Annotated in this window: 18 protein-coding genes; 11 read left to right on the top strand and 7 right to left on the bottom strand. The window is 42.5% G+C overall.

Annotated elements, in window-relative coordinates:
* Positions 1-130 precede the first annotated feature (130 nt).
* The 3 genes from rimI to glnE all read right to left on the bottom strand — a co-directional run bounded on the left by rimI (position 131) and on the right by glnE (position 4,188).
* Positions 131-583: a ribosomal protein S18-alanine N-acetyltransferase gene (rimI, locus tag G3R48_RS07070; protein WP_153661550.1), complete on the bottom strand. Its 453-nt coding sequence runs from the start codon at positions 581-583 to the stop codon at positions 131-133.
* The gene (locus tag G3R48_RS07065) at positions 576-938 is read right to left on the bottom strand and encodes a hypothetical protein (RefSeq protein ID WP_153661552.1); all 363 of its coding nucleotides are present in this window, start codon (positions 936-938) and stop codon (positions 576-578) included. The genes rimI and G3R48_RS07065 overlap by 8 nt, the downstream gene beginning before the upstream one ends.
* 391 nt (positions 939-1,329) lie before the next feature.
* Entirely contained in the window at positions 1,330-4,188 is a 2,859-nt protein-coding gene (gene glnE, locus G3R48_RS07060) for a bifunctional [glutamate--ammonia ligase]-adenylyl-L-tyrosine phosphorylase/[glutamate--ammonia-ligase] adenylyltransferase (protein ID WP_380714125.1), read from the bottom strand.
* A gap of 160 nt (positions 4,189-4,348) precedes the next feature.
* Between glnE and G3R48_RS07055 the strand changes: the two genes are divergently transcribed.
* The 8 genes from G3R48_RS07055 (at position 4,349) to G3R48_RS07020 (ending at position 11,152) form a co-directional block, all read left to right on the top strand.
* A complete protein-coding gene (locus G3R48_RS07055; protein WP_153661556.1) occupies positions 4,349-5,317 on the top strand; it encodes a hypothetical protein in 969 nt (322 codons plus the stop codon).
* A 13-nt stretch (positions 5,318-5,330) separates the two neighbouring features.
* Positions 5,331-6,230: a DUF350 domain-containing protein gene (locus tag G3R48_RS07050; RefSeq protein ID WP_153661558.1), complete on the top strand. Its 900-nt coding sequence runs from the start codon at positions 5,331-5,333 to the stop codon at positions 6,228-6,230.
* Between the two features lie 2 nt (positions 6,231-6,232).
* On the top strand, positions 6,233-7,990 hold the full coding sequence (locus G3R48_RS07045; RefSeq protein WP_153661560.1) for a polyamine aminopropyltransferase: 1,758 nt from the start codon (positions 6,233-6,235) through the stop codon (positions 7,988-7,990).
* A 77-nt stretch (positions 7,991-8,067) separates the two neighbouring features.
* Complete coding sequence (locus G3R48_RS07040) at positions 8,068-8,481, top strand: YjfI family protein (protein ID WP_153661562.1); 414 nt, start codon at positions 8,068-8,070, stop codon at positions 8,479-8,481.
* Positions 8,482-8,491: 10 nt separating this feature from the next.
* A complete protein-coding gene (locus tag G3R48_RS07035; RefSeq protein WP_153661564.1) occupies positions 8,492-9,181 on the top strand; it encodes a PspA/IM30 family protein in 690 nt (229 codons plus the stop codon).
* Between the two features lie 6 nt (positions 9,182-9,187).
* Entirely contained in the window at positions 9,188-9,841 is a 654-nt protein-coding gene (locus G3R48_RS07030; protein WP_153661566.1) for a hypothetical protein, read from the top strand.
* An 18-nt stretch (positions 9,842-9,859) separates the two neighbouring features.
* Positions 9,860-10,186 (top strand): hypothetical protein, encoded by a 327-nt coding sequence (locus G3R48_RS07025; protein WP_153661568.1) that lies wholly within the window; start codon positions 9,860-9,862, stop codon positions 10,184-10,186.
* 135 nt (positions 10,187-10,321) lie between these two features.
* On the top strand, positions 10,322-11,152 hold the full coding sequence (locus G3R48_RS07020) for an ion transporter (protein ID WP_153661570.1): 831 nt from the start codon (positions 10,322-10,324) through the stop codon (positions 11,150-11,152).
* 260 nt (positions 11,153-11,412) lie between these two features.
* Here G3R48_RS07020 and mrcB read toward each other — a convergent pair whose 3' ends face one another.
* The 4 genes from mrcB to pepB all read right to left on the bottom strand — a co-directional run bounded on the left by mrcB (position 11,413) and on the right by pepB (position 21,097).
* Positions 11,413-13,755 (bottom strand): penicillin-binding protein 1B, encoded by a 2,343-nt coding sequence (gene mrcB / locus G3R48_RS07015; protein WP_228497311.1) that lies wholly within the window; start codon positions 13,753-13,755, stop codon positions 11,413-11,415.
* Positions 13,755-16,307 (bottom strand): ATP-dependent helicase HrpB, encoded by a 2,553-nt coding sequence (gene hrpB, locus G3R48_RS07010; RefSeq protein WP_212593255.1) that lies wholly within the window; start codon positions 16,305-16,307, stop codon positions 13,755-13,757. The genes mrcB and hrpB overlap by 1 nt, the downstream gene beginning before the upstream one ends.
* 194 nt (positions 16,308-16,501) lie before the next feature.
* On the bottom strand, positions 16,502-18,799 hold the full coding sequence (locus G3R48_RS07005) for a sensor domain-containing protein (RefSeq protein WP_153661572.1): 2,298 nt from the start codon (positions 18,797-18,799) through the stop codon (positions 16,502-16,504).
* A gap of 1,020 nt (positions 18,800-19,819) precedes the next feature.
* Complete coding sequence (pepB, locus tag G3R48_RS07000) at positions 19,820-21,097, bottom strand: aminopeptidase PepB (protein WP_153661574.1); 1,278 nt, start codon at positions 21,095-21,097, stop codon at positions 19,820-19,822.
* Positions 21,098-21,267: 170 nt separating this feature from the next.
* Here pepB and sfsA point away from each other — a divergent pair, with 170 nt between their 5' ends.
* The 3 genes from sfsA (at position 21,268) to gluQRS (ending at position 23,477) form a co-directional block, all read left to right on the top strand.
* Positions 21,268-21,978, top strand: coding sequence for a DNA/RNA nuclease SfsA (gene sfsA, locus G3R48_RS06995; RefSeq protein ID WP_153661576.1), 711 nt, complete (start codon positions 21,268-21,270; stop codon positions 21,976-21,978).
* A gap of 110 nt (positions 21,979-22,088) precedes the next feature.
* On the top strand, positions 22,089-22,532 hold the full coding sequence (gene dksA, locus G3R48_RS06990; protein WP_153661578.1) for an RNA polymerase-binding protein DksA: 444 nt from the start codon (positions 22,089-22,091) through the stop codon (positions 22,530-22,532).
* Between the two features lie 84 nt (positions 22,533-22,616).
* A complete protein-coding gene (gluQRS, locus tag G3R48_RS06985) occupies positions 22,617-23,477 on the top strand; it encodes a tRNA glutamyl-Q(34) synthetase GluQRS (protein ID WP_153661580.1) in 861 nt (286 codons plus the stop codon).
* The last annotated feature ends 127 nt before the right edge of the window (positions 23,478-23,604 follow it).

The following is a 23,604-nucleotide window of genomic DNA, read 5'->3' as shown; positions in this document are numbered from 1 at the left end:
GCTTATCTGCTTATCTGCTTATCTGCTTATCTGCTTATCTGCTTATCTGCTTATCTGCTTATCTGCTTATCATGATGCTAACTTGGCTGATAATTTCTCAAATAGCTCATTTCATTTTATCAAGGCGAATTTACAGCATATAATCCATCAACAAAGCAGGCTCGTGACCATCTGCTGTTGGGTAATAATCCTTTCTCAGCCCAGTTTGTTTAAAGCCTTGGGCGGTATACAAACCAATCGCACCGAGGTTAGACTCACGAACTTCCAGCATAATCAGCGCGCCATTGTGCGCTTTGGCTTGTTCAATCACATTTGTTAACAACAACTTACCAATGCCTAAGCCTTGAGATTGCGGCTGCACACAAATATCCATGAGTGTCACTTCATCGAGTATTTGTTGCACGATTGCAAAACCGAGTAAAGCTGAACCTTGTTGATCCCAAGCACCAATGACGCGATATAAGCGCCCAAAACAATCAGCCAAACTGGCTTGGCTCCAAGGGTGTAAATGTGCCGCTGATTCAACCCTAGCCATTTGAGCAACATCAGCCTGGGTTAATGTGTCAATGGTGATATTAAGCATGTGCTGCACTCTCGCTGGTTTGTTGATTAAGGTGAGTGACCACTTGCTGCCATAATTGTTGTTTTTCATCAGCATTTGGCAAAATATCTGCTAAGGGGGATGTCACCACCCAAGCGACACGAGGGCGCATTTTTACTTTGCGCATATCCCACACAACTTGCATCCCAGAGATGGGCTTACAGTCAAACTCACACTGTTCTAAGTCAACATTAAGTAGTTTAAGCACTTGGGTTAATAGCTGATTATTGCTCATATCAGCATCTAAATCATGCAGCACTAAATAAGGTTTACCTGGCGTGTCAGCACTGCGCCATCTAGAGACATTCATAGCATCTAAAAATGCGTTTTTATCCATTGGAAGAACCTATTTAAAAGATCAGAGCAATTGTGATGATAATGATTAATCGACAACCACAACAAGTGTATTGCTAATGTGGCATATTCTAAGGGATTTAACTGTAATTCACTAATGGCATGTTTATTTAGCTGGCACTTGCAACAATAAGCCTTTGTCTTTGCAGTGGTTGTCGACATCTGCGCATTAAAAATGCATTTAAGGTTGTGAGGTTAAATGCTTTTTAAGCGACATTAGACTGACATATTCTTCGTGATGATGTCTTAATGTGACTGCTATCTGTCACATCAAAAAACGATAAAAAGCGGCTTAAACTTAAAGCCAGTAACAGATGCAATCCCAGCCTTGGCAAAGCTCAACTTATGTAGCTTGAACATGTAAAATCAGTGCGTTATTCACTCGCTAAATAGTGTTGATATATCCGCTTTATTTGTTCAGTTTGTTCAGCAAACCTTTCAATATTAACCACACCTTTTTTCTGTTGTAACGTAAGTTCATGGTTAGCATCTCGCAGCTGACAATAGGTTTGTGTCAGCAGTTGTACTTCAGCAAACTCCATCAGTTCAAACTCAGCTAACGCCTCAAATATCCGCACGTTATCAGACCACATGGTTAAATCGCGCTGTTGATTGGAATGTGCCAACACCATAAATTGAGCAATAAACTCAATATCAGCGATTCCGCCAGGACTTTGTTTTAAATCAAAACTGTTTTTATCCACTTTTAACAAGTGTTCTCGCATTTTTAAACGCATCTCACGAACATTTTTTGCCAGTTCATCGGTTGCTCTTGGTTCTTGTAATACCTTGGCTCGTAGCTGACTAAACTGCCCAGCCAGTGCATCGCTACCAAACACAAACCTTGAGCGCACTAACGCTTGGTGTTCCCATGTCCACGCTTCTGTTGCTTGGTATTCACCAAAGCGAGCGATTTCACTGACGAGCAACCCTGACGAGCCTGATGGTCGCAAACGCATGTCAACTTCGTACAATTCTCCCGAGTTAGTACGGGTAGCAAATAAATGAATAATCCGCTGAGCTAACTTTAAATAAAAATGATGGCTATCAATCGGTTTCTTACCGTCAGTACAACCCGCGGGTAATTTATCATGCAAAAACACTAAATCTAAGTCCGAGCCATAACCCAGCTCAATACCGCCAAGTTTGCCGTAACCGACAATCGCAAAGCCCATATTTGACACATTCATTTGCGCGGGTACACCATGACGTTCAGCTACTTGATGCCATGCTTGCAAGACCACTTGCTCGATAATAGCTTCAGCTAAAAATGTTAAATGATCGCTTACTTCCATCACCGGCAGCACCCCAGTGACATCTGCCGCAGCGATTTTAAGCTGTTGCGACAACTTAAACTGCCGCAATGCTTCCATTTGTTGTTCCATGTCATCTTCTGGCACACGTAACAGGTATTGGCGCAGCTCGCTTGGGTAATCATCAATAGAAGTGGTGTCGTAAAGCTGCGCAGGGTCGATTAATTCATCGAGCAGCATCGGGAAATTAGCCAGTTCTTTAGCAATCCATGGACTCGCGCTACATAAACGCACCAATTGCTGACGCGCGCCGGGATTTTCACACAATAACTCTAAATACGTGGTTCGAGTCAGGATTTTATCGAGCACCATCGACACGGGTTCAAAAGCACTGCTAGGTTGCGTAAGTTGCAGTATTTCTTCAAGTAATTTAGGCATTAATTTATCAAGCGTTTCACGTCCACGCGGGCCAATAGCGCGTTTAAGCACCGTTGCCCGCCATGTTTTCAATAACAACCAGATACGCTCGTCTTCAACTTGATGTTCAGCCAATAGCGATAAAGCATCGTCATCGTCGCACACATCCCAAATGACATGTGTCCATGGTTCTTGCTGATCATGATGCTCGTCCCCACCAACTGTGGCATTAAAATGGCGATGAATAATGGCCATGGCTGCAGCCACTTTTTGGCGCAGCTGCGCCTCATCATCGGCATCTAACACATAACATAAGCGCTGCCAGTCTAGCGGGTTATTCGGCAAGGTCTGTGTTTGTTGATCATTTATCGCTTGCAGTAAATTCTCAACACGGCGTAAAAATACATAGCTGTGTTTTAACTCATCAACGGCCAAATACTCTAGTTGCCCCAAGTTGTACAAGGTATCAACCGCGCCAAAAATGCTTTGTTGGCGTAAGTCAGGTTCTCGGCCACCACGAATTAACTGAAAGCTTTGTACCACAAACTCCACTTCACGGATGCCACCTGCGCCCAGTTTAATGTTGTCACTTAACTGCCTACGTCTAACCTCTTGAGCAATTAAGCGTTTCATTTTTCGCAGTGACTCAATAGCAGAGAAGTCGATATAACGACGATAAACAAACGGCCTTAATAATTGTTGCAGCTCATCACTATAATGCGTCCATGGTCCCAAGACACGCGCTTTGACCATGGCATAACGTTCCCAGTCTCGCCCTTGTTCTTGGTAATAGTCTTCTAACCCGCTAAAACTGACCACTAACGGCCCAGACTCACCATATGGGCGCAGCCGCATATCGACACGAAACACAAAGCCATCAAGGGTAATTTGATCTAACACATTAACTAAGCGTTGCCCCATACGAATAAAAAACTGCTGATTGGCCAGTGCTCTGCGACCACCTTGGGTTTCGCCATGCTCAGGAAAAGTAAAAATAAGATCAATATCAGATGAAAAATTTAATTCGCGGCCACCTAACTTCCCCATACCTAAAATCAATAAAGGTTGCGGGTTACCTTCACTATCCATTGGCGTACCAAGTTGACGGCACATGTCTTGATAAACCCAGTCTCTTGCCGCTATAACCAATGCCTCAGCTAAGGCAGATAAGTCCAGCAACGCATCCTCAACTGAGGAGTACCCCATAAAATCACGCCAAGCTAAGCGCACCATTTGCTGATTTCTATATAGCCTTAATACTGTTTTAACATTATCTTCATGGGTAACCGGTGATAATAACTGCTGTAATTGGTTATCAAAGTCGTTGCGATTGACGGTTGTGAGTAATCCATCAAATAAGGGGCCAATCCATTCGGGGTGGCGACAAAGTTGTTCGCCGATATAATCACTTAGTCCAAAAACCTGTTGTAATTGTTGTTGTTGGTTTTGAGTAAGCTGTTGTTGCGCTTGTGGCCAAACCTCGCAGAGTCGTATCCAGTAACGTTCTGCTACAACACATAATTGTGCAGATAAGACCTTGTTACTTTGATTCACCATAGCGATAATGTCCCCTTAGGAAATGAAATTAGACATATTATGTCACGAGTGCTATATCTACCTTTAAACCCAAGGTAAATCAGTCAATATACTCGCATATAAACGGGTTACTATACTCTTTGTTAGATTGAATTAGCACATGAAATATATACAAAATGGAGAAATCATGTTTGGCAAACTCCCTCATATCCATAAATGGATGATGGCGCTTGTCGTTGCCTTGTTACTGTCTGGTTGTGGTGATGATCGACCTGAACAAATCGCCAAATATCAACAATTAACACAGCAACGCCTAACGCAACTCAACCAAGCGCTCGCCGACGGTCAATTACGTAATGCCAATTTATTACGCCAATATGCTGACCTTTTGGCACAAAAACAGCCGGAGCTTTCGCCGCTATTAACTGAGCTCGCCAAAGACAGTAACCAAACCGGCCCAATGTTCACCTCATTAAGCCAACGTGTTAGCGAGTTAAGTAACAGTGCTAACTTCATTGATTTAAACCAACAGCTTGAAGAAGCTGAAAACCTCTATCAAGCCGTTGAACCCGCATTGTACAACGACATGTTATCGGATCCGGTTAATGTCATTGCCGATATGTCCCACGGCATGTTATCGCGCGTTAATGCCATGAGCCGAGAAGCAGAAGTGATGGCAAATGGCAGTGGCGACTTTGGTCCCGGTAGCCAGTTAGTCGGTAATCCGGGTTACGGTAGTTGGCAAACCAACTCAAGCGGCACATCATTTTGGGCTTGGTATGGTATGTATTCCATGTTCTCCAACATATTTAATCGCCCAGTATATTATGATAACTGGTCAAGCCGTCGTGGTTACAGTTACTACAACGATGTTGGTCGCTATCGCTATACCTCACCTAAACAAGCTCGTTCGCAAGAGCGGGTATTTGAACAATCAAAGAAAAAGTTTAGTCGCCAAGGTAAAAACTTCTCTAGCCCATATGCGAAAAACCGTACTGGGTCATCAAGCTTGTCGCGTCAATCGGTGAGCACGCCAAGCGCTAAAACAACCGGAGCAAGCAGCAGTAAGTTCCGTTCCAGCTACGCTAAAAGCAGTACCAGTAGCTTTCGAAATTCATCTAACCGCACCTCTCGCGGTATTCGCTCAGGTAAGTAGGTAAGGAAACGTCATGGAATTTTTTCAACAATATGGGATCACAACAGAACTCATCATCATACTGGGTATTGATTTAGCCATTGCCATTGTCCTGCTGACACTAATGCGCTTTTTACAGGGATGGAGTGTCAAAGTTAATAGCCGTGAAGAATTAGCTGAGCGCGACAATTTTGCGTTTGGTATCAGCACTGCTGGTGCTATTGCCGCACTGGGTATTGTGCTCACGGGTGCAATTACTGGCGAAGCCGCAACCTCTTACACGGTTGAAGCCATTGGCATGACCGCTTATGGCTTATTTGGTTTAATATTAATTAAATTTGGCCGCTATCTGCATGACAAAATCGCCCTTAATGAATTTGCAAAAAATGAGCAAATCTTAAAAGGCAATGTATCAGTCGCCATCGTTGATGCCGCCGCTGCAATCGCAACTGCCATTATTATCCGCTCAGTACTGTTATGGGCAGAAGACCTAACATTTGACACCTTTATTGCTATTTTTACCGCATTTATCATTTCACAATTGATGATGGTATTGCTGACTCGTCTTCGTGAAAACCGTTATGCATCGCGTAATCAAGGCGCATCAATGCAACAAGCATTAGCACAAGGTCAAACCGCTTTAGCGCTTCGCCATAGTGGCTATATGATTGCCATGGCGTTGAGTTTCAATGCTGCCAGTCACTTTATGGAATACAACCCGAATACTCACCTGTACAACATTTTTGGTTGGTTATCGTTCTCATTAATTATGTTGGTACTACTGTCAGTCATTATCACTATCGTTAAGAAAATGGTCTTAATGAAAATTGACTTAGCAACCGAAGTTGAAAAACAACACAACATCGGCATTGCCGCGGTTGAAATGGCGATTAGTATCGCTGTTGCACTTATTCTCACTGCATTAATGGCGTAATTATGTCCCAAGCTACACCCTCTCCAAAAAATGAATTCACTGGGGAGGGTTCTTTAGTCAACCAACCTTCCCAAAAACGTGTCACTTGGTTTGACGATTTCTTATTACTTGGCATCATGGCAGCCCTTGCTGGCTGTGGCCTTATCTACGAATACCTTCTATCTCACTATGCAGGTCGTATCTTAGGGGCATTAGAAGCCGCCATTTACACCATGATTGGTCTAATGATCGTGTCAATGGGGATTGGTGCTTTTGCTGCACGAAAAATACGTTGCGCCTTTACCGGTTTTGCCGTTTTAGAGTTAGCTATTGCCTTATGCGGCGCACTTGCCATTATTATCACCGCCGGCATTATTGGCTTTGGTCATGTGTTACCCGTTGCCATTGCCAATGAGTTCAATCTTGCACCAGACCAAGTCCCTGATGGCGGTTTTATTCATGCATTTCAGGTGCTCAGTCAATATATCCCGTACTTATGGGGGATCATCTTAGGGTTGATGATAGGGATGGAAATCCCATTAATTGCCAGAGTTCGCCAATCGTTAAGTGAAGAGCATTTATTGCATAATGCAGGCACTATTTATGGTGCTGATTATATTGGTGCAGGTATTGGCGCGGCGATTTGGGTCGGCTTTATGTTAGCCATTGATATTCAGCTTGCTGCAGCAATGACCGCCAGTGTGAACCTATTGGCAGGCCTTGCGTTTATTTGGCGCTTTTGGCACCACATTCGCTTTGCACGGTTATTATTAATTGGTCATATCATCGCTTGCGCCATATTAGGTGTATTAGCGTTTAAAGGCCCGCATTGGGAGCAAATGTTTAATAACTTGCTCTATAAAGATCATGTCGTTTATACAAAGTCTACCCGCTTTCAACAGCTTACCTTTACCGAACGTTTTCGCGGTAGCGGTAAAGCCCCTGTTTACAACTTATATATCAACGGCAGGCTACAGTTTTCAAGCAGCGACGAACACATCTACCATGACTTTTTAGTCCACCCAACGTTGGCTGCCAGTGCGCGTCATGACAATATTTTGATTATTGGTGGTGGCGATGGTTTAGGGTTAAAGCAAGTACTAAAGTGGGCCCCTAAATCGGTTACCTTAATGGATTTAGACCAAGGGTTAGTGTCGTTATTTAAACAACCACCAGCAGATATGCCAGAGCGCTTAAGCCGCACTTTAATGTCGTTAAACCACAATGCATTAAACGATCCACGGGTAAATATTATCTATAACGACGCTTTTAATGGCGTTGACCAATTAATTGGCCAAAATAAAAAATTTGACGCGATTATTATCGACTTACCTGACCCAAGCCATCCCGATTTGAATAAATTGTATTCTGATTTATTTTATCGCAAAGTTAGTGAGTTACTAAGCGCAGATGGCGTCGTGACCATTCAGTCTACCTCACCGTATCATGCGCCTTTAGCGTTTAAATCTATTGGTAAAACATTAAGCAGTAGCGGCTTTAACATCAGCCAGTATCATCATAATGTGCCCAGTTTTGGTGAATGGGGCTGGACCTCTGGTACCTTGTCGGGTGCGAATGTCAAAACACGCATTGATCATTTATCGCAATTTCCAATTGAAATGGATTGGTTATCACTTGGGATGATGAAAGGTGCATTTGAATTTCCACTGCATTTTTATGATGATTTAGACCAAGTGAAGCCCAATAACATCGGCTCATTACAGCTATATCGTTACCACTTGCATGAGTGGTCAGATAATGAAGTGAGTAATCTTTTTTAATCGACAAAAATGCACTTGACATATTATGTCTTAGTGTTATCTTTAATCACAGACATAATATGTCATTAAGGACGACTATGAATATCCATACCATTGCAAACCACTTAAATGGCCTTTGCGACCAAAGCCAAACAGGCTTTCAATTTGACTGTTACCCTATCGATGGTGACGTTGAAGTATTACAAGTTAATATTATTGGCCGTGAAGAAATTCCGGTATTTGTGTCAGTAACCGATAACCAAATTTTATGCATCAGCTACCTTTGGGGTGAAGACGAAGTTAACCCAGAGCGTCGTGCAGAAATGTTTGAAACCATGTTGGAATTAAACATCCCAATGCCATTGTCATCATTTGCAAAAATAGACAATAAATACGTGGTTTATGGTGCGCTTTCTGTGCAATCAAGCATGGAAGAAGTTGAACAAGAATTAGCAGTGCTTTCAGACAACTGTCTTGAAGTCATCGACGAACTTGTCGATTATTTGAAATAAGGAGCCAACAATGGGCATTTTAAATAAGATATTAACCGCTTTCCGTGGTGGTGCAACTGAAGTTGGCCAAGGAATTGTTGATGCAAACTCAACCCGTATTTTCGAACAAGAAATTCGTGATGCAGAGAAGCATCTAACTAAAGCCAAGCGTGAACTGACTGACGTTATGGCTAAAGAAATGCAAGCCAATCGTGAAGTTGACCGCCTAAAGCGCAGCGTAGCTGAACATGAAGGCTATGCGACTCAAGCACTTGAAAAAGACAACGAAGCATTAGCTATTGAAGTAGCTGAAAAAATTGCTCAACTTGATCAAGAGCTTGCTGAACAACAAGCGGCAAACCAAAGTTACTCGGCGCACGCTGAACGCTTAAAAACATTAGTGAAAAAGACCGAGCGTCAACTGTCTGATTACCAACGTCAGTTAAGCATGGTGAAAACCACAGAAAGCGTACAAAAAGCTACGGCGACCATCACTGACTCTTTTGCATCAAGCAACTCAAAGCTGCTAAACGCTAAAGATTCTTTAGAGCGTATCAAAGCGCGCCAACAGCAGTTTGATGACCGTCTACAAGCGTCTGAAGCCTTAGCTGAAGAAGACAGTGACAAGTCACTTCACGCGAAATTGGCAGAAGCGGGTATTGGCGAGCAAAAATCCAGTGCGAATGCCGTTCTTGATCGCCTAAAAGCGAAAAAAGGGTAATTTATTATGGGATTTCTCAGCGGCCTATTTGGTAAAAAAGCAGCGCCAGCTCGCAAGCTCAGTCATCCCAACGACCTGCTCAAGGGTGACATGCTCACCCTTGATGATAGCTTTGCGTTGCCGTCACAGCTACGCAAGCAACAGCTTAGAGTAGAAGGCATTCATACTTACGAATATGAACGTAACAAACAAGCTGAATTGCTACTTCGTGGTAATAGCGACCGTGCTATTTTCATGTCTTATATTGAAGAAGATGATCCTTACTTAAGCATTTCAATCAAAATCACCCGCGCCGATGTGGAAGATATGTTTGAAATGGACGAGTTTGCCCTTCTTTTTGAAGAACCAGGTCATGCAATCCTTAATACCAAAGGGTTGCCAGCTGAGCTAGAAAACGAGCTTGGACCTTGGTTAAGTGAGCAATATCATCAGGTTGAATTTGCAAAGTTTGGCTATTTTCATCGACAAGATTACCGTACAACCACCCCGCCTCAAGCTGAAAACGCACAACATGGTGACCAGTTTGAAAGCTACTCGCTAATCAACAGCGATGAGACCCATGCCATTGATGTTGAAGTCTACGAAGGTGGGGAAACGGAAGTGATGTTGACCTTATATCGTCCATTAAGCGATATTCGTGAATATTGGCCAGGTAGTTAATCAGAGAAATATACCCCAATGAGTAAAGGTAAACATTTACCCGAAGCTTGGTTGAAAAACCAAAAAGCTGCCAAAGCCACCCAAGTGGCTTTTGATTTGGATGAAAAATTTCAATACACCATCCGTAAAGCAGCACTTGATGAAGGGTTAAGTCCTTCTGATCAAATCCGAACGATTCTTGGCCTTGTGGTATCTAAGCGACCTAAACGACCGCGCTTGACCGTGTCACTAAGCGCTGAAGACTATGTATTGCTAGCTGATAAGTACGGCTTATCACCTGATGATCAACTTGAAATAAAAAAACGGGTACTGGACGATTTAGTCCACTTTGTAGAACAACCGTGATTTCGACCGCAAAGGTTAATTAACGCGCTGGCTTGTTGCCATGCGCGTTTTTTTTTATGCTACCTTAGCAACATTGTTGTTATTTACAACAAGCTTGCCAAACTGACACCGCCTAATTTAACGAAATGGATATTTATGATTGATACCCCAAAATGGTCTTCTCGCATCCGCGTAATAGGTCCAAGCCCCATCGAATTGGCCATGATGGTATTGTCATTAGTGTCAGTTATTTTAGTGTTAACCATGACCTTCGTCACCATCGAATCAGAAACCTACCGTTTGCTATTGGTGATAGACACCTTTATTTGCCTTATCTTTTTGGTGCGTTTTTTTGTTGGCTTATATAAGTCATCTAATCGCCGTCATTACTTTAAGCATCAATGGATTGATCTTGTCGCCAGTATTCCTGCCATAGAACCCCTGCGTTTTGCACGGATTTTCCAAATTCTCCGAGTCATAAGGTTAATTCGCTCAAGTCGCTCATTGATTTTCCCGTTATTATCCCAACGTCGTCAAACGACCCTAGCCAGCTTATTACTTGCCATGGTGCTGATTTTGGCATTTTCATCCATTTTGATTTTGCTGGTCGAATCGAATGTAGAAGGCGCGAACATCACTACCGCAGAGCAAGCTATTTGGTGGGCGTTAGTGACCATATCAACCGTTGGGTATGGCGATTACTATCCCGTGACCACCGCAGGCCATGTCATTGGCGGCTTGGTTATTCTTAGCGGCGTCAGTTTTTTTGGAGTGATTTCAGGTTATATGGCATCAGTATTTGTTGCCCCAGATGAGTCACAAAGACAAGAATCACATCAAGCAGAGATTAAAAGTGAACTAGACAAAGCACTAGAAAGAATGGAAAAAAACCAGCTACAAATGGAGCAAAATCAACAAATAATGCTAACTGAAATCGCTTCATTAAAAAACCAACTCAACCAAACACAAAGCAAGGCTAAATCATAATGAGCATGACAACTCGAGTGCGCAATTGACATGCAACTCAATGACAGCCTAAGCAGATAAGACACCGATCCAGCCTATCTAGCTGTCTTAGCTGTCTTAGCTGTCTTAGCTGTCTTAGCTGTCTTAGCTGTCTTAGCTGTCTTAGCTGTCTTAGCTGTCTTAGCTGTCTTAGCTGTCTTAGCTGTCTTAGCAAAGCATACTAACAAACCAAAGCTAACTGCCGATAACACCGAGTTTTGGTCTTTAGTTAATAAATGGACTTATTCACCCACTAGCTTTTGCCACCATGACAATGGTTCACCGCAATTGGCTGCTGGCGCATAGCTTGCTTCTAATGCTGGCAGCATCACTACATTACCGCAGTTGCTCTGTTTAGCTTGCCCAGTTGCAACATCAAAGTAGCCATTGACAATGCCGTTAACAGGGATCATCCGTAAACTTAGCGGCGGTCTGTTTTTCAAAAAGGCCTGATATACCGCCATGGCACCACTGCTACCATAAAGCCCTGTTTTACTGTTATCGTCTTGCCCTACCCAAATAGCGGCAACATTTCGCTCATCAAACCCTGCAAACCATGAATCACGGCTATCGTTACTGGTGCCTGTTTTTCCTGCTAAACGAGTGTGAGGAAACGCGGCACCTAAACGTTTAGCGGTGCCATTTTTCACCACTTGCGTCATTGCATATTGCACTAAATGATCGGTGGCAGGCTCAATTGCCAGCGTTGCTTTAGGTTGTTTAACGGTTAGTTGCTGATTTTGCTCATCTAACACCGCAGTGACAGCGGTTAATTTGCGATAACGTCCACCATCAGCAATGGTTTGATAGGCCTGAGCGACCATTAATGGCGACCCATTAATTGCCCCAAGTAACATAGAAGGATAAGTTGAAACTGACTCAGACCAACCAGCCTTGGTTAATGTTTTAGCCACATGATTCACCCCAACCCCAATACCGACATTCACCGTTGGAACGTTCATTGAGTTTTTAAATGCCGTTAACAGTGGCACTTGGCCGCTAAATTTATTAGTGACATTTTTAGGTGACCACGTTTGGCCATCACCATTTTGCAAGGTAATCGGCTGGTCTTTAATTAAACTGGCAAGGCTATAGTTTTTTGGATCAGCAAGCGCGGTGGCGTAAACGAAAGGCTTAACCAAAGAACCTATCGGCCGGCGAATATTCACTGCACGATTAAAGCCATCAAAACTTGGCCGTTTATCACCTACAACCGCGGCAACACCGCCGGTATATTTGTCAGTCACCACCATACCCACTTGGACATTTTTACTGCGCTTATCTAACTTAGCGAGCGTTGAAACCACGGCTTTTTCAGCGGCATCTTGCGCCATCGGATCTAAGGTGGTGTAAACCTTAATCCCTGATTGTTGCAGTAATGAATCTCCATAACGTTCACGAAGCTCTTGTTTCACCATGGCAAAAAAAGCGGGTAAGGTTTTATGCACCGATATGTTGGTATTTCTTAACCCTAAAGGTGCACTGGCAGCGGCTTTGTATTGCGCCACCGTTAACTTGTTATTCTCCATTAAAATACGCAACACTAAGTCACGACGTTCACGCGCACGCTTAGGGTAACGCCACGGATTGTAATATGACGGACCTTTAATTTCGGCAATAAGCAATGCTTGTTGTTCCACTTTAAGTTCGGTTACGGGTCGACCAAAATAAAACTGTGACGCTAACCCAACCCCATGCACTGCTCGAGCTTTATCCTGGCCCATATAAACTTCATTTAAATAGGCTTCAAGGATGTCATTTTTGCTGTATCTAAAGTCAATAATCACTGCCATTAAAGCTTCACGAGCTTTACGCACGAAACTACGCTGACTGCTTAAGAAAAAGTTTTTTGCGAGTTGCTGGGTTAATGTTGAGCCACCTTGTACTGTTCGACCTGCTTTTAAATTCACAATAGCAGCACGTGCAATGGCGAGGAAGTTAATCCCATGGTGTTCATAAAAACTGCGATCTTCCACTAAAATAAGCGCATCAATAATGGTCGAAGGGATGTTCTTTTGGGCGACAAATAACCGGTCTTCATCCCCAGTGGTAACCATTCTATCTAGCAACACTGGCTCTAAGTGAAATACCGCTAATTCGCGTTTATCGGACATTCGTTTAACTGAGCTCACCCCTAAATCATCAAAGGTTATCATTACTCGCTGTTGCGGTTGATTACCTTGTGGATGTAAAAATGCACGGCGCATCAGTTCAATGCGGGTTGTAGATGCTGAGAATTCACCAATATGACGTGGGTTAGCCACTTTTCGATAGCCAAGTAATTTCAGCTCAGCCATCAATTGTGGATGGTTCACCGCAGCCCCTGGATATAATGCCATTGAGCGACTAAAGATTTGTGCGGGGAGATGCCATTTCTGACCTTCAAACTTACTGGCAATAATTTGGTCTAAATAAATGGCATATAAGGTTAAAGCCGCCAACACTATCAGCGAGATCTTCCATGTTAAAGACCAAATAAATTGTCTAAATCGACGCAAGCGCGTGGGTTGCTTATTAGTCGATTGCTTTTTCTTGCGCGGTTTTGCTTTTGCCATAATCGGTTCGGTGTCTTCTTTATTTGCCATTAAAGGCCAAGGGTTTTCTTTTTCGTCATTTTAGTTGGTGGCGTATTGGCAGGGTCATCAGGCCAAAGATGTTTTGGATAACGCCCTTTCATCTCTTTTTTTAAGTGCTCATAAGGCCCTTGCCAAAAACTAGCCAAATCGGCTGTTAGGGCAATTTGGCGTTGTGCGGGTGACAACAACTCCATGGTTAATGCCACCTTACCATTAAACAACATTGGGCTTTGAGTCATGCCTAAGGCTTCTTGTAATCGCACCCTGATTAAACCCTTGATGCTCGATGCCTGCTTTTGGGTGGATGGATCAATTTGGTAATGAATAGGCGCATTTGTACCGGTTAGCATTGGCCAATGAGTTGGAACGCGTTCATTTAACGTTTGTTGTAAAGACCAAGGCAATTGATTGAGCACTAATTGACAAACATCCAATTTTGCCAACCTTGCCATGGATTTAATATCAGATAAATACGGCGCTAACCAATGATCTAACGACGATATAAGCTGTTGCTCGCTAATGTCTGGCCATGTTTGGATTTGATCATATTGTTGAGCAAGTGCCACTCGGCATTGTAATTGAATTAACTCATCATAACGATGAAGAAGTATTAACCCTTTTTGCCGTACTTGCTCAAGTAGTGCTGCAACAATTAACTCCTGATTAATTGCGCTAATGGCTTGGGTATTTAACACTAAATGGCCTATTTGCGTCATCCGCTGCGCCACAAAGCGCCCCTTTGCTTCATCCCAATGGCTTGTTTGTGATTGAGTCACTAAATGCGCTAATTCATGCTCAAATAAGGCGGGGGTTAATTTACATGCTAAATAAACTCGGCCGCTTCGATGATTATCATGCTCTTGAAAATCGGCAACCACTATCCATGGTTCATTAGCTAAGGCTTCTTCAGGTGCGACAGTAACCCCGCAACCATGGCTTAATAAAAAACCCGATTGACCTCTTGCTCGAGCAATTCTATCGGGGAATGCCAATGCAACTAACAAGCTAATATCGCTATCGGTTGCCCATTGCAATAGTCCGTCAAGTTCACAAGGTTGCTGCAATTTCGTCAACCAACGATGCACCTGCTGTTTCATACTTCCTTGTAATGCAAGCGGCAAATAAGCGTGAATATCAATCCCTTTACGAGGTAAGGCTCGCGCGTCAATAATCGCCGCAATGCAACAAGCTAACACCACTAACGTTGGTTGTTGGCGGTTTGCCGCAATAGTTTGCGCTTGTAATAACATAAAAGCCAACCTTGGATGTACCCCAAGTGCATAGGCTTTATTTCCCAACGGGGTCAGTTTATTATTGTTATCGACCAATTGCAGTTGTTGTAATAACCCCCAAGCTAATTGCTCATTAATGCGCGGAGCCGGGGTAAGCAAGGGTAAGTTATTAAGCTGCCGTTCCCCCCACTGAGCACATTCAAATACCACTTGTGTTAATTCCGACTGGCTTATTTCAGGTACTTGAGTCACTGGTAACCGGCCTTGTTCCTCATGACTCCACAAGCGAATAGATAAACCGTTACTTAATCGTCCTGCACGACCACTTCGCTGCGCTGCCGATGCCTGACTGATACGCTTGAGCGCTAAGCGCGTCACCCCGTTTTTAGGATTAAAACTGGCCTCTCGCTGATAACCACTATCGATGACAACAGACACACCATCGATAGTTAAGCTCGATTCTGCGACATTAGTTGCTAATACAATTTTTTGCATACCAGTAGGCGCAGCAGCAACAGCTTGTTGTTGTGCACTAGGTGAAAGATCGCCATATAAAGGGCAAATAATATAATGACGAGGAATGGCACTAAGTAAGTGAGCTAAGCGTTGAATTTCTCCCTTGCCGGGAAGAAAGATCAAGATTGAACCTTGGCTATATTCACGCTGATATGATGAAGCTCCGCTTACTAACTCTAGAATCACTTTCGCTAAATGATTAAGCCAAGGCTGCTGTGAAAGCGCTGGGCGATAATCCACTTCAATAGGAAAACTGCGCCCTTCACTACAAAGATGGATTGCCTTTGGCATTAATGATTGCAGCGGCAAGCCAGATAAAGTCGCAGACATCGCAACAATCTTGAGATCTTCACGCCAACTTTGTTGTACCTCAAGCGCTAACGCTAAGCCAATGTCAGTTGTCAGGTGACGCTCATGGATTTCATCAAAAATAATCGTATCGATACCGGTTAACTCCGGATCTTGTTGGATCATTGAGGTTAAAATACCTTCGGTAACAACTTCTAAACGCGTTTCTTTCGAAACCTGAGCTTCACCTCGAACTCGATACCCAACTTGCTTCCCCAATGGCTCAGCCAAACATTTAGCGATAAATGCAGCAACATTTCGAGTGGCAACGCGCCGAGGCTCAAGCATCAATATTTTACCACTCAGTTCTGGCCAGCTTAACATTTCAAGCGGTAATGCTGTGGACTTGCCCGCCCCTGTCGGCGCTTCAATAATGACTTGTTGATGCGATTGTAGTGCTTGCCTTAATGGTGCAAAAATGGACGCGACAGGTAAGCGCTGAGCGTCATTGATAGAATAATTAATTTGCGGAGTGTTTGAGTTGGCGAGACTGATATTAAGTGCCTATAACAAGTAGATGCAGCAATGGGCTCAGTGTACTAAAAACCACACCGAGCTTCTATCTTTGATAACGTTTTAGCGTTATATACACCGTACTTTCACGTTGAATTCGCCGCATAAAACGCCAGCGAAACAAGGTGAATATCAACCGTTACAGGTTAAATGTCACCGCCTAGATAATTATTTTCTTTGCGTACAAGCCAAGGTTGACGACACCCAGAAATTAACCCTGTTAAGGGTGACGGCTTGTTAATGGCATAACCTTGACCATAATGCACACCTAAATGGCGTAATTTATGGCCAATTTCGATGCTTTCAACAAATTCAGCAATAACCTCAAAGTTCATGTCTTTACCCAGTTGGCAAATGGCATTAATAATCGCTTCATCACTTTTATCACTACATAGATTAACCACAAATTGACCATCAATTTTTACAAAATCAACATCTAGGCATTTCAAATATGCAAAGCTTGAAAAGCCTGAGCCAAAGTCATCTAAAGCTAATTTACAGCCCAGTGGTTTTAATAAATCAATCAGTGCTGTGGCTTGTTGCAGTTGACTAACTGCCGCGGTTTCGGTGATTTCAAAGCACAGTTTATCAACCAGCTCAGGCTCTACCATTAAACGCATTTCTAGCCAGCTCATAAACTTTTGGTCAGCCAATGAGGTGGCAGACAAGTTAACCGATACCATGGAGAGTTCAGACCATGTTTTTAAGTTCTCAGCGCCCCACTTAAGTAAATTATCAATCACCCATCGATCGACCCGAGAGGCTAAGTTATATCGCTCTGCTGCAGGTAAAAATACCCCTGGAGAGACAAACGTGCCATCTTCTTGCACCATGCGTAATAAAATTTCTAAATGCACCCCAGTTTCTGGTTTTTCCAAGGGTTCAATTAACTGATAAAAAAGCTCAAACTGATTTAAAGCTAGCGCACCGGTAATATCAACCGAGGCCACCATTTGGTTATACAAGGTGTGCATTTGAGGATCTTGCGAACAAAAGTAATGCCAGCGGTTTCTGCCTTCTTCTTTTGCTAAACGACATGCAGCATCAGCCTGACTCATCACTTGATAGATATCAGTAGCATCAGCTTCTATTTTAGCCAGCCCAATACTCGCACTGACATTGTGCTTCACTTTATTCCAGATAAATTCATGCTCAAATAACTGATGGCAAATACGTTTTGCTACTTGTTTAGCAGACTCTTCATCAGAGTAATACATCAACAAGCCAAATTCATCCCCCCCTAATCGGGCCACAACATCGCCTTTACGCAGTAACTGTTTTAGACGTTTAGCCACTTGCTGTAATAATTGATCACCAGCTTGATGACCACTTAAGTCATTAATCACTTGAAACTGATCTAAATCTAAAAATGCCACACAAGCTTGAATACTTTCATCATCAGACAAGACTTCTTCAAGTAAAGCTTCAAACTGTAAACGATTGGGCAGGCCCGTTAACGCATCATGATTTGAGTGAAATGATAACTCGTCAGCCAGTTGATAACGCTCGGTCACATCTTCAATCATCAACAATAATTGATTTTGGGCATTTAACGCATGACAAAAACTAAATTTATACCAATGCTTGTTTAGTCCCAATTGCAATGGCACTTCACAAAATGCTTGGCGCAATAATCCCACGCGTACAATATGCAATGTGTCAGACAGTAGCGCGTGGTCATCAACAGGGATGATGCTAAACAAGCTTTGCCCTACCACAATGGGTAAACTTTGGTTCGCCACTTGATTTTGCATCACAATGCAATCGTTGTTATCAAGCAAACCACAAGCCATAGGTAATTGTTGGAATAACTCTTGATACTGCTTTTCTTTATTATCAAGTAATTTAGACACCCGCTTAAGCTCAATGGCGGAGGCAATTTGAAATGAAACATCTTCTAAGTAATAACGTCTACCATCAAGCTCTTCTTGTTGTTCGCTCGCCAAAGGGTGGCTGTGAATGTACAAGCACCCAAGCATCACTTTGACATTACCGACGGTAATAGTTGCAACAATATTGACATTATTCCATTTTAAAAACGGGGTCATTAATTGAGGTAATAGTGATAAAATGTCTTTGGCGGTTGGTGTTGCAGCATAAAAAGAGTCTAATTGAGCGGCAATAAATTCAAGATTATGTTCATTATCAGACAGGGCATCGACAAGCGGTTGGTTTGACTGTAAACCTTGGGTAAATAGACTTTGACATTGTTGCTCATTGCTAAAAAAGCTCGCGACTTGTCGTACAGCAGTATCGACAACGGCTAAACTGGGGGCAAACAGGTTATCTTGTTGACTTGTAATGATAAATACAGCATCACATTTCACCTGCTGACAAACTTGCGCTAGCGCATCATCAATGAAGGTTGCAGTAGAAGTGTCATCGTCTTTTAAGATACCATCAGACAACACATTTTTTAGTAGCTGTGGTGTACTATTTACCATTTATTCACTCTATTTTTTAGCAATTCAATCTGCTTTCAATTAGGAAAATCATTGTTAAACGAAGCGTTGTTGTTTATATCATCGCAGTAAATCGTTTACAGCTAAATAAGCAACTTAACTTATTTGCATTATATCAAGATTTACATCAAATTAAGGGAATTAAGTTAGTTTAATTTCACATCGTATTTGTAAAATATCCAAATAAAACGCACCGCAGTATCAGCCTAATTAAATACACCTTAATAAATGGGCAATATACTCACATTAATTTAGCCATTCTTGTTGCTGAATCATTTGCTTATGCTTAGCAATACACTAACTAAAACTAAGATTGATAATATTTAAATGAGCTCAAATTTCAGCCACTTGATAAGGACAAATATAAAGCACGAATGAAATCAGAAAATACGCTGCTTACTTTAGGTTTTTTAGGGGCTCGGAATCAAGAAAAACTGACATTTCTTTACAATTCGCTACAAAATATGACGGATAAAGCATTCTCTTGCTCGTTTCATCTGTTTTTTCACGTACTTCACTCACACAGTCTGACTTAACACCACAGTGGTAAAGGACTTAGAAGCTTTTAACAAGTATAAAAAAAGTATCTTTCAAGTTTTTTTATACTTAAAAAACGATAAAATTAACCGTGCACCTCCCTTTTATTTTTGCCAAAATGTTACAAAAACATTGCATGGGTCATTTATCTGTTCCTATGAAGAAGAACAGTAAATAGCCTCAATAAACGATAATTCCACCCATCAATCCCCTTTAAATAAATAACGACAACCTAGGCTCATAACATACCGTTCAAGTCATTGCTCATTGGCAGTGAAAATGCAGTTAATAAAAACATTAAAACGTAAACCGAGTCTAAATGTTATCGCAGCATCATAACCACAAAATCCGTTCTATTGAGTTAAGCCTAATATGCTAGAAAATCATAACGTAAATAAACAAAAAAGCCGCAAATGCGGCTTTGTAAAACAAGATTAATCAGCGGCAGGTAAATTGAATTAACGATTAATCATTTAACATCTCGGCAATGGTTAAGACACCATGCGCCGTAGCACCAGCTGACCACAAACCTGAGTCGTTATCTTCAAAAGCAGCGGCTAAATCGATATGTAACCAACGCGTCTGTTCATCGACAAAGCGCCATAAGAATCCCGCGGCATTAGATGCGCCACCGGCCCCGCCGCCTTTTGTTGGGCGGCTATTGGCAGTGTCAGCATAAGGCGACGGACACATATCTTTATGCCAAGGGTCTAATGGCAATGGCCACACATTTTCAACGACACTAGCCGCGCAGCGTTGGGCTTGAGTGATGGTGTTTGCTTGTGGTGAGAATATAGCATTATAACTACTACCAACCGCCATATACGCCGCTCCGGTTAAAGTAGCAGCGTCGATGATCAATTCAGGCTTAGTTTCACTGGCGGCTTGCAAGCCATCAGCAAGTACTAAGCGCCCCTCGGCGTCAGTATTGACAACTTCAACTGTGACGCCATTTTTATAAGTTAAAATATCACCTAGCTTAAATGCACGGCCACTAATAAGGTTTTCAGCGCAGCATAAAAACAATTTCACTCGTTTATTTAGCCCATTACGCATTGCTAGCCCTAGCGCGGCTGTTACGGTCGCAGCGCCGCCCATGTCACATTTCATGGTTAACATCCCAACTGACGGTTTAATGCTATAACCACCTGAGTCAAATGTAATACCTTTACCAACAAGCGCCACCGCAACCGGTGCATCGTCATCACCAGTCGGGTTAAAGTCAAGCTCTAGCATGGCTGGTGGACGCTCACTACCACGACCCACTGCATGGATACCCACCCATTGTTCATCGAGCAACTCTTGTCCTTTGATAATTCGACTTGTGACGTTTGAGCCACCAATCGTTTGCAACCACTGGGCAGCTTTTGTCGCTAACGTCACTGGCGATAAATCTTCAGGCGTTGCATTGGTCAACTTCTTTGCAAAATTTGCCGCTTCAAATTGATTGGCTAATAAAGTTTTCTCTGCGTCAGTGCCGCACCAATGAATATCAAAATCTCCCTTTGCCGTTGCAAAGCCTTGCGCAAATGCCCATTGAGTATGTACATCCCACGACTTACCTTCTAATTGCACTTGATTGATGCCTTGGCTACGTAATTTACGTGCAGCAGCTTGGGCCTGTCTGGTCGGCTCTTGCGCGCTTAAATGAATTAACGCTTGTTGATTTTCGAACGTGACCTTGGCATTGCCCCAAGGAGCAACCGGTGCTTGGTGAGTTAATTTCACATGCATAAATGACATGGTAAGGTTTCCTTCGTTATTTTGGCTCAAACGGGCAATCACAAGTTTGTACTTGATATTAAAAGAACGCCCCTATTTTTCTGGCGATTAGTGTAGACAGAAGATTATCGATATTCCAACAGAAAACTTTGATAACATTCTTTAAATTAACCATAACAGGTAAGAATTTGATGGAATATTCACCACCACTGCAACAAGGGATACTGATAAAACGTTACAAACGTTTTTTAACGGATGTACGCCTTGCTGATGATTCAATTATTACCATTCATTGCCCCAATACAGGTTCAATGAAAAACTGTTTATTTGAAGGTAACCGAGTGTGGTTTTCAACATCTGACAACCCCAAAAGAAAGTATCCCAATACCTTCGAGTTAATGGAAAATGATCAAGGCCAGTTAATTGGAATCAATACCGGTAATGCCAATGCGCTTGCTGAAGAAGCCATTAACAATAATATCATTAAAGAGTTGCAAGGCTACGACACCCTTAAACGAGAAGTTAAATATGGCGATGAAAATAGCCGAATAGACATCTTGTTATCTAGCCAATCAGGGGCAAAGTGTTATATTGAAGTCAAGAGTTGCACATTATTAGAGCAAACAGGTGGTTATTTCCCAGATGCTGTGACAACTCGAGGCCAAAAGCATTTACGCGAGCTAATGGCAATGGTACAACAAGGACATAGAGCAGTATTATTGTTTGTTGTGCAGCACAGTGGCATTTCTACCGTAAAAGCCGCAAGCCACATTGATCAACAATACGCTGACTTATTACATGAAGCGATAAATATGGGCGTTGAAGTGTTAGCTTACAAAGTGGCCATGTCAACAAAAGGTGTGAACATTGAAACGAGTTGTAAATTTATTTCTATGTCATAAAACAAAAAATTAGCATTCAAAAAATTTGCCTCCCTATTTAGATTCTGATATAGATAGCGGCCTTAAATTTTTAAGACGCCCTTAAACGCTACAATTACAGGAGATGCGTTATGCCTCAAGGCAATAAAAAACTTGGCGTACTCGCTATCGCAGGTGTGGAACCTTACCAGGAAAAGCCTGGTGAAGAGTATATGAATGCGGACCAACGAGATCACTTTAAACTGATCTTAGACGCTTGGCGCAACCAGTTACGTGAAGAAGTGGATCGCACCTTAAACCACATGCAAGACGAAGCAGCTAATTTTCCTGATCCTGTAGACCGTGCAGCTCAAGAAGAAGAGTTCAGTCTAGAACTACGTGCTCGTGATAGAGAACGTAAGCTCATTAAGAAAATTGAGAAAACATTACAAAAAATTGAAGAAGACGACTTCGGTTTTTGTGATTCTTGCGGGATTGAAATTGGAATTCGCCGTCTTGAAGCTCGCCCGACAGCAGACCAATGTATTGATTGTAAGACCTTGGCAGAAATTAAAGAAAAACAAATGGCAGGTTAATCTTGTTGTTAAGGGGGCGAGTTTACTTGCCCCGTTTTTTTATCTGCTTTAAATATTTTTCGCTATTTTAATACCCCAAACACTATGACTAGCTATATTGGTCGTTTTGCTCCATCTCCTTCAGGTCCATTACACTTTGGATCGCTTATCGCCGCGCTTGCAAGTTACCTTCGTGCTCATTCCCAACAAGGGCAATGGATTGTTCGCATGGAAGATCTTGACCCACCAAGAGAAGTGGCGGGAGCCAGTGATGACATTTTAACCACCCTTGATGCCTACGGCCTGCATTGGCATGGCTCTGTCATGTATCAAAGCCAACGTCATCAAGCCTATCAAGATTGCATCGAACAATTATTGGCGCAAAATAAGGGCTATTTTTGTCAATGCACTCGTAAACAAATACACGCTTGCGGTGGCACTTATAACGGTCATTGCAAGCAACTTACCCCGCCGTTATCACAAGGTGCTATTCGGCTAAATAACCTCAGTGCAATTGACCAATATAATGATGTCATTATGGGGCACGTCACCACCGAAAAAGACTTTGCCAGCGAAGATTTTATTATAAAACGACGCGATAACTTATTTGCCTATCAACTTGCAGTGGTATTAGACGATGCCACTCAAGGTGTCACGGAAGTCATAAGAGGCAGTGATTTATTAACTTCAACTTGTCGGCAATTAAGCTTATACAACATACTGAAACTGCCCACGCCGCAATGGGGTCATATACCAGTAGCAAGCATTGAGAGCGGCTTTAAACTGTCTAAACAAAACCATGCCCCCGCCATCGATATCAATCGGCCACAAGCAAGTATTCAAGCTGCATTGGCTTTTTTAGGCCAACCTGAAGTTGATATAGATCACATTCAAGTAATGTTAACTCAAGCCATTGCTCAATTTGATATCAATAAGATACCTAAGCAAACTGAAATATTGATTTAACAAGGCACGAAACTCGCATATTGACGGCGTTGGGTATATCATAGCCGCCAGATTTTTAATCAAACGATTGATGTAAGACGAGGTGTGTTATTTTTCGCCGAATTAGCCAGTTCTGCAAGCAGCTATT

Source organism: Shewanella intestini (genome assembly GCF_018221465.1).
Taxonomy (GTDB): domain Bacteria; phylum Pseudomonadota; class Gammaproteobacteria; order Enterobacterales; family Shewanellaceae; genus Shewanella; species Shewanella intestini.
Note: the sequence above shows the minus strand (reverse complement) of the source record. Positions and strands in the feature narration are given on the sequence as shown.

Excerpts from the sequence above, each read along its gene's own strand:
- rimI (WP_153661550.1), bottom strand. The coding sequence starts at position 583 with ATGCTTAATATCACCATTGACACATTAACCCAGGCTGATGTTGCTCAA.
- G3R48_RS07065 (WP_153661552.1), bottom strand. The coding sequence starts at position 938 with ATGGATAAAAACGCATTTTTAGATGCTATGAATGTCTCTAGATGGCGC.
- G3R48_RS07055 (WP_153661556.1), top strand. The coding sequence starts at position 4,349 with ATGTTTGGCAAACTCCCTCATATCCATAAATGGATGATGGCGCTTGTC.
- G3R48_RS07050 (WP_153661558.1), top strand. The coding sequence starts at position 5,331 with ATGGAATTTTTTCAACAATATGGGATCACAACAGAACTCATCATCATA.
- G3R48_RS07045 (WP_153661560.1), top strand. The coding sequence starts at position 6,233 with ATGTCCCAAGCTACACCCTCTCCAAAAAATGAATTCACTGGGGAGGGT.
- G3R48_RS07040 (WP_153661562.1), top strand. The coding sequence starts at position 8,068 with ATGAATATCCATACCATTGCAAACCACTTAAATGGCCTTTGCGACCAA.
- G3R48_RS07035 (WP_153661564.1), top strand. The coding sequence starts at position 8,492 with ATGGGCATTTTAAATAAGATATTAACCGCTTTCCGTGGTGGTGCAACT.
- G3R48_RS07030 (WP_153661566.1), top strand. The coding sequence starts at position 9,188 with ATGGGATTTCTCAGCGGCCTATTTGGTAAAAAAGCAGCGCCAGCTCGC.
- G3R48_RS07025 (WP_153661568.1), top strand. The coding sequence starts at position 9,860 with ATGAGTAAAGGTAAACATTTACCCGAAGCTTGGTTGAAAAACCAAAAA.
- G3R48_RS07020 (WP_153661570.1), top strand. The coding sequence starts at position 10,322 with ATGATTGATACCCCAAAATGGTCTTCTCGCATCCGCGTAATAGGTCCA.
- mrcB (WP_228497311.1), bottom strand. The coding sequence starts at position 13,755 with ATGGCAAATAAAGAAGACACCGAACCGATTATGGCAAAAGCAAAACCG.
- G3R48_RS07005 (WP_153661572.1), bottom strand. The coding sequence starts at position 18,799 with ATGGTAAATAGTACACCACAGCTACTAAAAAATGTGTTGTCTGATGGT.
- pepB (WP_153661574.1), bottom strand. The coding sequence starts at position 21,097 with ATGTCATTTATGCATGTGAAATTAACTCACCAAGCACCGGTTGCTCCT.
- sfsA (WP_153661576.1), top strand. The coding sequence starts at position 21,268 with ATGGAATATTCACCACCACTGCAACAAGGGATACTGATAAAACGTTAC.
- dksA (WP_153661578.1), top strand. The coding sequence starts at position 22,089 with ATGCCTCAAGGCAATAAAAAACTTGGCGTACTCGCTATCGCAGGTGTG.
- gluQRS (WP_153661580.1), top strand. The coding sequence starts at position 22,617 with ATGACTAGCTATATTGGTCGTTTTGCTCCATCTCCTTCAGGTCCATTA.